The organism is Arthrobacter sp. 10N43 (genome assembly GCF_056394525.1).
Genome location: NZ_JBFTIA010000021.1, coordinates 15,092 through 27,005, shown reverse-complemented (window position 1 = coordinate 27,005; position 11,914 = coordinate 15,092). Strand labels below are relative to the sequence as shown.

6 protein-coding genes are annotated in these 11,914 nt (G+C 59.9%); 5 read left to right on the top strand and 1 reads right to left on the bottom strand.

Going from position 1 to position 11,914, the window contains the following annotated elements:
• Window positions 1–186: 186 nt before the first annotated feature.
• On the bottom strand, window positions 187–1,035 hold the full coding sequence (locus tag AC1DDO_RS22075; protein WP_476972765.1) for a hypothetical protein: 849 nt from the start codon (window positions 1,033–1,035) through the stop codon (window positions 187–189).
• 257 nt (window positions 1,036–1,292) lie between these two features.
• Between AC1DDO_RS22075 and AC1DDO_RS22070 the strand changes: the two genes are divergently transcribed.
• From AC1DDO_RS22070 to AC1DDO_RS22050, 5 genes are all read left to right on the top strand, one after another.
• On the top strand, window positions 1,293–3,167 hold the full coding sequence (locus AC1DDO_RS22070; protein ID WP_476972764.1) for a DUF262 domain-containing protein: 1,875 nt from the start codon (window positions 1,293–1,295) through the stop codon (window positions 3,165–3,167).
• Between the two features lie 375 nt (window positions 3,168–3,542).
• A complete protein-coding gene (locus AC1DDO_RS22065) occupies window positions 3,543–4,895 on the top strand; it encodes a hypothetical protein (protein WP_476972763.1) in 1,353 nt (450 codons plus the stop codon).
• A gap of 625 nt (window positions 4,896–5,520) precedes the next feature.
• The gene (locus tag AC1DDO_RS22060) at window positions 5,521–7,491 is read left to right on the top strand and encodes a type I restriction-modification system subunit M (protein WP_476972762.1); all 1,971 of its coding nucleotides are present in this window, start codon (window positions 5,521–5,523) and stop codon (window positions 7,489–7,491) included.
• A 128-nt stretch (window positions 7,492–7,619) separates the two neighbouring features.
• Entirely contained in the window at window positions 7,620–8,870 is a 1,251-nt protein-coding gene (locus tag AC1DDO_RS22055) for a restriction endonuclease subunit S (RefSeq protein ID WP_476972761.1), read from the top strand.
• Window positions 8,871–8,872: 2 nt separating this feature from the next.
• Window positions 8,873–11,806: a type I restriction endonuclease subunit R gene (locus tag AC1DDO_RS22050; RefSeq protein WP_476972760.1), complete on the top strand. Its 2,934-nt coding sequence runs from the start codon at window positions 8,873–8,875 to the stop codon at window positions 11,804–11,806.
• The last annotated feature ends 108 nt before the right edge of the window (window positions 11,807–11,914 follow it).

The window sequence follows — 11,914 nt, the reverse complement described above, 5'->3', positions numbered from 1 at the left end:
ATAAGGCGAGCTGAAAGTCGTCGTAATTCACGGACCCTTGTCCCTTCTATACGCCTTTCGGCGCCGCTTCTTGCCCTCACCCCTGCGTGCCGACACGGTCCGCCCGAGGTGACATTGGCGTTTTGGAGCCGTCGCAGTGAAGGTCGTAGCTGACACGCACCCGGGGTGCAGGGCTGAGGTTGAGTCCTACGCCTGGCCACCCGAGATGCGCCGCAGCATATTCGCGAGCAGGATGACAGAGTCCGCAGCCACTCCGGCATACTGCCGGTTTATCGTCGCGCCATGTTTGACGCCTTGGGCCTGCTCGATAGCCGCCTTCACCAGTTTTCGGAGCGCAGCATTCTTCGGACCGGCAAGATCGACTTCTATCACTCGGTCCAAGCGGTTCTTTGTGCTGGCCACAGAAGGCTCATCTTCGCCTTCGAACAGATGACGTTCGCGAACATAGGCAGCCTCAGACAGGCGTTCCAGGATAATCACACAGTCATTGCCGACATTGCGGTAGTCCTGCTCCGTTGTTGCGTTCTGGAAGTGCCGCCGCAGTTCCGTGATTTCTTCATCAACTCGGGTCCAACCCGTGCGGGGCCTAGAAGTTACTGGTTCCGCGAGGGTCGAGGCGACGGTACCGGCCTCTAGATCAGCCAGTTGTTCGTGCAAAGGGTCGAACAGTTCCGCGAGCATCCTCCGACGCGCCGCCCAGGATCCGGAACCGCCGTTGTTTTTCCAGTATTTGTAGAACGCATCAAAATCAGTAAACGGCGGCTTGAAGTCGACACCCAGGCGCTTCAGCACGGCTCTAAGAGCGGTCATCACCGCACGGGACTCATGGACCGAGATCCTGGGGTTATCGTCAGTGCCGCGGCTTAGAAACTCGTCATGGACGACCCGGGCCAGGGGAACGGCGACTTCAACGTCAGTAGCAGTCTGAACCGTCCCGGTATGAATTCGCTCTATGAACCCGGAGTTCAGCTGGTACTGCTGGACGGCCCAAACATCGTTGGTCTCTACCTCTTCGAAAAAATCAGTCTCTCGCACCCTGAGAGTCTAGTAAGCGATCTGCTAGGTCTCGGTCCACGTCGCACTTGTTAGTAAGCCCACGTCGTTGCCATGGCGAAGAAGCTGTCCGCTGAGTGAGTTGAGGTTACCCAGACGCACGCCTGCACCGACAATTGTCGTCAACAATTGGCCGCTGTTTCGCTGGCGGCACGATAAGCAGTCGGAAGCTTCTGTCGATACGGACGCCCGTATGGTCTGATTATTCGGTTGGCACTGCGGCGAAAAAGGGGGATGACGTGAGCGTCACAATAAAGAGCGAAACGGATCGCACTGTCGATGGCGTGGCCAAGACGGTGGCAGAGGTGCTTGAGAAGAAGAAGTACTCGATCGACTACTACCAGCGCGAGTACAAATGGGAAACAAAGCAGCTAGCCGAGCTCGTCGCTGACCTAACCCGAAAATTTCTCGAGCTTCACCAGCCTGATCACGCCCGTAAGGACGTGGCCGGGTACCCGGGCTATTACCTTGGCTCGATTATCGTCTCGCAGAAAGGCAGCCAGCCGTTCATTGTCGATGGCCAACAGCGACTGACCAGTCTCACCCTGCTGCTCACGTACTTGCGGCGCCTGCAATATGGGCGGGACGATGCAGTCGACATTGACCAGCTGATCTTCTCTGAGAAGTTCGGCGAGAAGTCGTTCAATCTCGCTGTTCCTGACCGCACGGATTGCATGGAGGGACTCTTCGAGACCGGCGAGTATGAACCGCCCGCTGAGGCGCCGGAGTCAGTCCACACGCTCGTTGCACGGTACAGCGAGTTAGACGGTCTTTTCCCGGAGGAGCTGAGACAGCAGGCACTTCCATTCTTCATTGACTGGCTCAAAGACAGGGTCCAGCTCGTGCAAATCACTGCCTATTCCGACGACGATGCGTACGCGATATTTGAGACGATGAACGACCGTGGCCTCAAACTCACTCCGGCCGACATGCTCAAGGGCTATCTCCTGTCCAACATGGAAGACGGCAAGCCCCGCACGACGGCAAACGACATCTGGCGCAAACGACTCCGCACCCTTGAGGACCGCGCCGATGACGCCAGCTCGGACTTTCTCAAGACCTGGCTCCGCAGCCAATACTCAACCAAGATCCGCGAACGCAGGAAGGGCGCTAGGCCGGAAGACTGGGACCGCATCGGAACGGAATTTCATCGCTGGCTCCGCGGCGCCCACGACAGTATTGGGCTCAAGTCTCGCGAAGACTTCCATGAATTCGTCACCCGCGACCTCGACTTCTACAGTCACCAGTACGGGCGCATTCTCCAGGCTTCTAGGGGAACATTCCTCCCTGACAGCCCACTGCGGTTCATCCGTTACAACGCCGACCTCGGCTTCACGCTGCAGGACCAGCTGCTTCTCGCCCCGCTTCTGGTCGAGGACAGCAAACATGTCATTGATCAGAAGTTGGAGATCGTCGGCCGCTTCACGGACATCCTGCTCGCCTGGCGCATCTGGAACTTCCGGGCCACCGCCTACTCGACGATGCAGTACGCCATGTTCAACGTCATGCGCGACATCCGCGGACTCACGGTGCCTGAGCTCGCCACGGCCCTCCGGGACACTCTGCTCAAGATCGACGAGAACTTTGACGGCAACGACAACTTGTACGTCCACCAACAAAACCGGGGGCAGCTGCACAAAATCCTCGCGAGGATCACGGACTACATCAGCGTCAGGTCCGGCCGTAGCTCTTCCTACATTGAGCTGACCAACGGCACGAAGGTGCGGTACGAGGTCGAACACATCTGGGCCGACCACTTCGAGCGACACAACGACGAGTTCGACCATGAGGCCGACTTCGCCAGGCATCGCAACCGCATCGGCGACCTGCTGTTGCTTCCGAAGCAGTTCAACGCCAGCTACAACGACGACCCCTACGAGAAGAAGCTGCCGCACTACTTTGGCCAGAACTTGCTGGCTGCCAGCCTCAATCCGTTGAGCTACGAGAAGAACCCCGGATTCATGTCCTTCGCCAAGACCAGCGGGCTGCCATTCAATGCCCACGAACAGTTCAAGGCTGCTGATGTGATCGAGCGAGGCAACCTCTACCGCGACATCGCCAAGCAGGTCTGGAACCCCGACGACCTCTATGCCGTCGCAAAGGACGAAGGCTGACGGGCGCGGTTATGGCGTAATCCATTTGGACTCAGCAGGACACAGCGACCCGGTGCCCGCGTCGAGGTCGCTGTAGGAGCTCTAGTAAAGGGACGATCCCGCAGAATAGTTGCCTTTGCTGATATGCAACCTGGCTCGGTGAAGTAGGGGCGCCCGGATCAAGCGTCCCTCCTCGGACAGTTCCGGCCAGTGCTGAACACTGCTCGGCGCGTGCGAGGACTCCCGATGAGGTCCGGCGTCTGGATGGCTGAGGAGCGCTGATGTGATCCCAACGTGAGACATGAAACCCCGCGACTTCGCCCGTTTGGATTTGTGGAGCTTGCTGGCTCGAACCGTAGACTCCTCATGAACGACAGCCACGTCTAGGGGGTAAGTGTGGGAGTCATTGACGACTTCATAAGTGAGTACGAGCGGCAGTTCGACTTTTGGGAGGCATCGGCGCGCACGGCTCGTGGCCTGCTGGAGACCGAACTTGCCAGCTCGGGCCTGCGCGCCATAGTCACTAGTCGGGCCAAATCCGTTGATCGACTTGTTGATAAGTTGCATTCGCGCGACCGCCAGACGCCGTACAAGTCCATTGCGGAGATCAATGAAGATATCGCTGACCGTGCTGGCGTCCGCGTAGCGCTCTACTTCCCTGGCCAGATGGATGAAGTGGAGCAAGTCATTCGAACGACGCTTGACGTTCAGACGGGCAAACACTTCCCCCCTAAGAGGGACGCAGATGCTAGCAAGGCTGGCGAGCCCGAGCTTGACGTGGCTTGCGGTGGCGGCGCGCAAACAGATTCGGACGCCCCGGCCCGCCGGCAGCGATTTTCCGGTTACGGTGCTCGACACTTCCGGGTCAACATCCCGGAGTCTCGCTTGAGCGCGGGCCAAGAGCGCTACGCGTCGGCTCTCGTTGAAGTCCAAGTGGCGTCTGTTCTTATGCATGCGTGGTCTGAGGTCGAGCATGACTTGGTGTACAAGCCACTGGAAGGCGAACTTTCGTCTTCAGAGTACGCACTTCTTGACCAGCTCAACGGTCTAGTGCTCGCCGGCGAAATCGCCCTCGAGCAACTTCAGCAGGCTGGCGATGCGAGAGTAACTGTCGCTGTGACACCTTTTCGAAACCACTACGAACTAGCTGAGTTTCTCCGCACGCGCCTATCTGCCCTGGGTATCGACCTTACCGATGCGACATTGGGTCGGATAGACGTGCTCTTCGACTATCTAGCTGAGCAGAGTTCGGCGACCGCCTCCTCAGTGACGACTTATCTAAATCTGCTGGAGCAAGACTTCGAGCGCCGGCCCGTGGCTGATCAACTCGCGGATCTTATGCTCTCGGGCGACCAATCACGCTACAACGCGTACCTAAGCGCTATGGCTGCTTCGCGCCATCCGACAAATCGAAGACGGACTACGACTACAAGTTTGAAAGCCAGCTCACCAGGAAAGCTGGCCCTCGGCGAGTTCGTCACTGCGTGGGTGCTGTTTGAAACTCTGCTGAAGGACATAGCCGAGTTCGAAGACGATAGGTTGCCACCTTTGTCGGCCCTATTACGGCAGCTTCGTGATCGAGGACTGATTTCTCCCGAGCAATATACGGAATTGGACACGATGCGTGACCTACGCAACCGAGTCTTCCACCGGAGGGCTGGGGAGGTCCCACCAGAGGTTTTGCGGGAAGCGGCGATGTTGTTGCGCGAATTGACTAAAGCGATACAGCACAGGGCTGGCGCGAGCTAAGTCCTTCGCTGACGAGGAAGCCCGGACCTCCAGCGAACAAACCATTCGACGGATGCGAAGCAATATCCACGCGGCCCAATTGCGGGTCACCTTGGACGAGGCCCAGGGACGTCAGACGCCGGAAGAGGTGGTGCGACTGTCGCATCTGACGATGCCGCCCCTGCCGTCACCCTTCGATACTTTGAGATCGCCGGATGGGAAGCTCCGGACGGATCCGGCATCACGGAGAGAAATGGCTCTCAATTTGCACCGGACGATCCGGGCTGCGCAACTTAGGGTTGCGTGGACGCCCAACGTGGCCGACCAACTCCCGAGGCCGTGAAGAGACTGGCCCAGAGAAAGCTGTCGACACTGGAATAGTCTCCACGCGGAGTGCTTGAGTCGCGCGACGCACGTGCATCGCCACCGCCTTCCCAATCCTCTGGCATCATGCCATTCGACATTCATGGCAGTCGCCGGGGCCTTGGGATGCAAAATGCTGGGACGGCTCGCCGTGTGACCGTTCAGAGGTGGAACTACCAGGTCTGAGAGAATATCCGAGGAGCCGTCTGCCTTCGTGCAGGTTCGGCGGCTCTCCTACAGCAGATCGTCGCCCCGGCAGTCTGGTCAAGAGTGAAGGATCCTCGTGCCGCATAGCTCCATCAACCACGCTCGAATCGTGGCGCTCATCTGGAACATCGCTGACGACCTGCTCCGCGACCTCTACGTCCGCGGCAAGTACCGCGATGTGATCCTCCCCTTCACAGTCCTGCGGCGACTCGACAGCGTCCTTGGTCCGACGCGTGATGCCGTGATGACGATGAAGAAGATGCTCGACGGTGCAGGCATCGCCGATCAGGATGCGCCGCTCAGGGACGCGGCGAAGCAGGACTTCTACAACACGTCGGGGTTCTCGCTGCAGGACCTGCGCCATGTATCCAACTCGACCCGTCTCCGGCAGAATTTCGAGGCGTACCTGGACGGGTTCTCCCACAACGTGCAGGAGATCATCGACAACTTCGAACTCCGCAACCAGCTCCCCCGGCTCACGAAGGCCGATGCGCTCGGATCATTGATCGAGAAGTTCCTCGCGCCTGACCTTGACCTGTCGCCGGCAGGCCTCGACAACCACGGCATGGGCACCGTCTTCGAAGAACTAGTGCGCCGCTTCAACGAGGAGAACAACGAAGAAGCCGGCGAGCACTGGACCCCGCGCGACGCCGTGCGGCTGATGACCCGGCTGATGTTCGAACCGATCGCAGACGCGATCCCTTCGGGCACGTACCGTCTCTACGACGGCGCGATGGGCACCGGCGGCATGCTGACTGTCGCCGAGGAGACGCTGCACCATCTCACGGAACCCGCCGGCAAGAAGGTCTCTACCCACCTGTATGGGCAGGAGATCAACGCCGAGACATACGCGATCGCCAAGGCCGATCTCATTCTGAAGGGCGACGGCAAAGCGGCCGACAACATCGTTGGCGGTCCCGAGTACTCGACGCTGTCGAACGATGCCTTCGCCGGCCAGGAGTTCGACTTCATGCTCTCGAACCCGCCGTACGGCAAGAGCTGGAAGACCGACCAGGACCGCCTCGGAGGCGCGAAGAAGATCATCGACCCGCGCTTCGTGGTCACGCACGATGGCGACAGTGAGTTCTCCCTCGTGACGCGCAGCAGCGACGGGCAGCTGATGTTCCTGGCAAACCTGATCTCAAAGATGAAACAGGGCACGGAGCTGGGCTCGCGGATCGCATCGGTCCACAACGGATCTTCGCTGTTCACCGGCGATGCGGGACAGGGCGAGAGTAACATCCGCCGGTGGATCATCGAGAACGACTGGCTCGAGGCGATAGTCGCGCTGCCGCTCAAAATGTTCTACAACACCGGTATTGCGACCTACGTATGGGTGCTCTCCAACCGCAAGGAGGAGCGCCGCAAGGGCAAGGTGCAGCTCATTGACGCCACCGGATGGTCTACGCCGCTCCGCAAGAACCTCGGTGAAAAGGGCGTCGAGGTCTCCAAGACTGACGCCGACAAGGTGCTCAAAGCCTTCACGGCGTTCGACCAGTACGAAGACCCCGATCGCTCCAAGGTGTTCGACGGAGTCGACTTTGGCTACCACAAGATCACCGTTGAGCGACCGTTGCGCATCGTCGGGGTGGACCCGAACCGCGTCTACACGGTCAAGGAGATCAAGCAGCTCAAGGAGGAAGGCGTGCGCGATGAGGCAGCGCCGCCTGTCATCAGGAAGGTGCTCGCGTACGCAGCCGTGCCCGACCCGCTGCACGGTCGCTACGAAGCGATCGTCGACGACAGCATTCGCGTAGTGGAGTACGAGCCCGACACCGAGCTCCGCGACACCGAGCAAGTCCCGCTGACCGAACCGGCAGGTGAACACGGCGACGGCATCGAGACCTTCTTCCGTCGCGAAGTCACCCCCTACGCCCCAGATGCTTGGATCGACGAGTCGAAGACAAAGATCGGCTACGAGATCTCCTTCACCCGCCACTTCTACAAGCCCTCGCCGATGCGCACATTGGCCGAAATTCAGGCCGACATCCGTGCCCTCGAAGCCGAGACCGATGACCTGATCGCCGAGATCGCGGGTGTGGACTGATGTTTCGTGATCTGCCGCGGTACGCGGACTTATCGTCGAATTCTTTCTGGTCGTCTCGAACTCCGAGTCACTGGCGGGTGCAACCGGGGCTCGCTGTTCTGCAGGAGAACCGGCGCAAGAACCATGGATTGATTGAGTCGCAGGTACTTTCGCTGAGCTATGGGCAGGTGGTTGTCAAGCCCATCGAGAAGCAGCGTGGTCTTGTCCCTGAATCCTATGAGGGCTACCAGGTGCTTGATCCAGGGGACGTTGTCGTACGTCCTACTGATCTGCAGAATGACCGGACGAGCATCCGAGTAGGGCAAGTCAAGCATCGGGGGATCATCACCTCGGCCTACATTGGCCTTCGATCGATCGGTGGCTGGACCGACCCATATGCGTTTCAGTACCTGAGGGTGGTCGACTCATCGAAGCGGATATATGGGATGGGTAGCGGTCTGCGCCAGCAGTTGAGTTGGGCTGACCTTAAACGCATGCCGTGCCTGGTGCCACCGGCAGGGGAGCAGGCCGCGATCGCGAAGTACCTCGCCCACGCGAATGCCCGAATCGACAAGGCCATCTCCGCAAAGCGTCGCCTCATCTCCCTCCTTGAAGAACAGCGTCGCGTCGAAGTAAGCACCCGAATTTCGGGCGGAGATACCTTTACGGGAGATCGATGGTTTCCGTATGTGAGGAACGGTTGGAGCGCCGTTCCTCTCGGACGGGTTATCCATCGCGCCGTTGACGGCCCTCATTTCTCACCCACGTATACGGACTCAGGCGTCCCATTCTTGTCAGCTCGAAACGTTCGACCAGGGGCGTGGTCGTTCGAGGACCTAAAATATGTCGATGATGGCCTTGCCGCCGAGTTTGACAGGCGCGTGCGTCCTGAGGTCGGTGATGTTCTCTATACCAAGGGTGGAACGACTGGTGTAGCAAAGGCTGTGGATCTCGATGAGAGGTTTCAGGTGTGGGTGCACATCGCCGTCTTAAAGCTCAAGAGGGATCTAGTGTCTCCAGAGTTTCTCGAGGTTGTGCTGAACTCCCCGGCCTGCTACGAGCAGTCACAACTTGAGACTCGAGGAGCGACTAATCAGGATCTTGGTCTTGGTCGGATGAAGCGAATCAGTATCCCGCTGGCCCCGCTGGACGCTCAAGCGTCCTTCGTTCGGGAAGTCTGGGCAGCTGAACAGGAAATCAGCAGTGTGATGCAACGAGTTCGGCGCGAGATCGTGCTCCTCCAGGAGTTCCGCACTCGCCTCGTTGCCGACGTTGTGACGGGCCAGTTTGATGTCAGGGGGATCGCAGCGGCGTTGCCTGATGGCCCCAAATCTTTCGATGGCGGAACCTTCGGGCCCGATGATGATCTCGAGGAAGCATTGGGCGAGATCGAGGAGTGACCATGCAGCGACTCAACGAGGAAAGCCTGGAGGCGCTCATCGTCGCCCAGATGAGAGATGGCGGCTGGATCGAGGGCGCACCGGCCGACTACGGCGCGTCTTACGCCCTTGACCTCGGCCACTTCGTAGCGTTCATTGGGGCGACCCAGCCCAACCTCGTCGAACCGCTCGGCCTCGCGACGGAGTCTCCCACGCGCCATAAGTTCCTCACTCGGTTGCAGGGAGAGGTCACCCGGCGAGGCGTCGTCCATGCCCTGCGCAATGGGGTCGACCACCATGGCTTCAACGTCGACTTGTACTACCCGACGCCGGCGGTGGGCAATGCTAAGGCCGCCGTCCTGTTCGATGCGAACCGGTTCGTTATCACCCGACAGGTGCATCATAGCGTCAGCAACACAGGTGATGCCGTCGATCTCGTGGCATTCGTCAACGGTCTGCCGGTGTTCACGTTCGAGCTGAAGAACAACATCACGAACCAGACGGTTGAAGACGCGGTGCAGCAGTATCAGCGTGACCGCGATCCTCGCGAGCCGCTCTTTGCGTTCGGGCGGACGATCGCGCACTTCGCGCTTGACGATCAGCGTGTGCGGTTCTGTACGGAACTCAAGGGGATCTCGTCATGGTTCCTTCCCTTTGACCAGGGGTTCAACGACGGCGCCGGGAACCCGCCGAACCCCGAGGGGGTCATGACGGACTACCTGTGGCGGCGAGTGCTCGCGCCGCGGAGTCTCGCAGGGATCATCGAGAACTACGCTCAGATCGTCGTCGAGAAGAACCCGAGGTCTGGCAAGAAGGTATCGAAGGGGATCTTCCCCCGGTACCACCAGCTCGACGTGGTGCGCCGCCTGCTTGCCGACGTCGAAGCACGTGGTGCGGGTCGCCGCTATCTCATCCAGCACTCTGCGGGCAGCGGCAAGTCGAACTCGATCGCCTGGCTGACTCACCAGCTCACCGAGGCCACGCACGCTGGTCGCATTGCGTTCGACTCGATCATCGTGGTGACTGATCGCATCATCCTCGACAACCAGCTCACTCAGACCATCAAGTCGTTCCTGCAGGTCGGGTCAACCGTGGTCCACGCCGACAGGTCCGGTGATCTTCGGGGGGCGATCACGGCGGGCAAGAAGATCATCGTCACCACCGTGCAGAAGTTCCCGTACATTTTGGACGACATCGGCGCGGATCACCGTGACCGGACCTTCGCGATCATCATCGATGAAGCGCACTCCTCCCAGGGGTCGAAGACCTCCGCGGCCGTCTCGCGTGCGCTCGGCGGCGTCGAAGCCGACGAGGAGGACACCGTCGAGGACCGGATCAACCGGATCATCGAAGGCAAGAAGCTCCTGACGAACGCGAGCTACTTTGCGTTCACCGCGACGCCGAAGAACAAGACTCTCGAGATGTTCGGCGAGCCGGTCCCCAACGCGGACGGGGGCACGGGCTTCCGGCCGTTCCACTCGTACACGATGAAACAGGCGATCCAGGAGGGCTTTATCGTTGACGTCCTCGCCAATTACACTCCGGTCGGTAGCTACTACAAGCTCATGAAGACCGTCGAGGACGATCCCGAGTTCGATGCCAGGCGCGCCTCGAAGAAGCTCCGCGCCTACGTTGAGGGCAACGAACACGCGATCGGACAGAAGGCCGGCATCATGGTCGACCACTTCCTCGCTCAGGTGGTTGCGAAGCGCAAGATCGGCGGCCAGGCCCGTGCCATGGTCGTGACCTCATCGATCGCACGGTGCATCGAGTACTTCCATGCCATGCGCGATGCACTCACCGCCCGCAAGAGCCCGTACCAGGTTGTCGTGGCGTTCTCCGGCGAGCACGACTACGAGGGCATGAAGGTGACGGAGGCTAGTTTGAATGGCTTTCCGTCCAACGCGATCGCCGAGCAAGTGAAGACCGATCCACATCGGGTTCTTGTCGTCGCGAACAAGTTTCAGACCGGCTACGACGAGCCGCTTCTTCACACGATGTATGTCGACAAGACTCTCTCTGGCGTACTGGCTGTGCAGACGCTGTCGCGGCTCAACCGAGCGCACCCCGCCAAGCACGACACCTTCGTGCTCGACTTCGCCAACGAGGCCGACGACATCCAGCGAGCGTTCGAGCCGTACTACCGCACGACGGTGCTGGCAGAAGAGACGGATGCCAACAAACTGCACGATCTCGTCAACGACCTCGACGCGTTCGGCATCTACACGCCGGAGCATATCGACGAGTTCGTCAGCCGTTACCTGGCGGGGGAGACCCGTGACCGTCTCGACCCGCTGCTCGACGTCTGTGTCGCCAAGTACATTGAGCTCCCCGACGAGGACGACCAGGTGACGTTCAAGGGCAACGCGAAGGCGTTCCTGCGCACCTACAACTTCCTGTCCACGGTGCTGCCGTACGGCAGCGCTGAGTGGGAGAAGCGTTCCATCTTCCTCGACCATCTCGTCCCCAAGCTGCCAGCCCCCAAGGAAGAAGACCTCGCCGCCGGGATCCTCGAGAACATCGACCTGGAGTCGTACCGCGCCGAGAAGCTCAACGCGATGAAGATCGTGCTCGATGACGAGGACGGCACGCTCGACCCTGTTCCGGCCGCCGGTGGCGGACACCGCACGGACCCGGAGCTCGAAAGGCTCTCCGCGATCGTGAGGAGCTTCAACGATTACTTCGGCAACATCGAGTGGAATGATGCCGACCGCGTCGAGCGCTTCATCACGGAGGAGATCCCGCGGCTTGTGTCTGAGGACGAGGCCTACCGGAACGCACAGACCAACAACGACCCGGTGAACGCCCGCGTCGAGAGTGACCGGGCGCTTAGCCAAGTGATGCTTCGACTCATCGCCGATGACACCCAGCTCTTCAAGGAGTTCCAGGACAACAGCAGCTTCAAGGGATGGCTTGCCGAGGTTGTGTTCAATGCGACCTACCGGAAGGGCGCATGATCACCGCCGCACACGCGCGGCTGGTCGAGTCACAGCAAGTGATCGAATACTCGGGCTCAGCCTGAACCCAAATTCACCGTGGCCACCAGGATGTGGTGGAATCTAGGA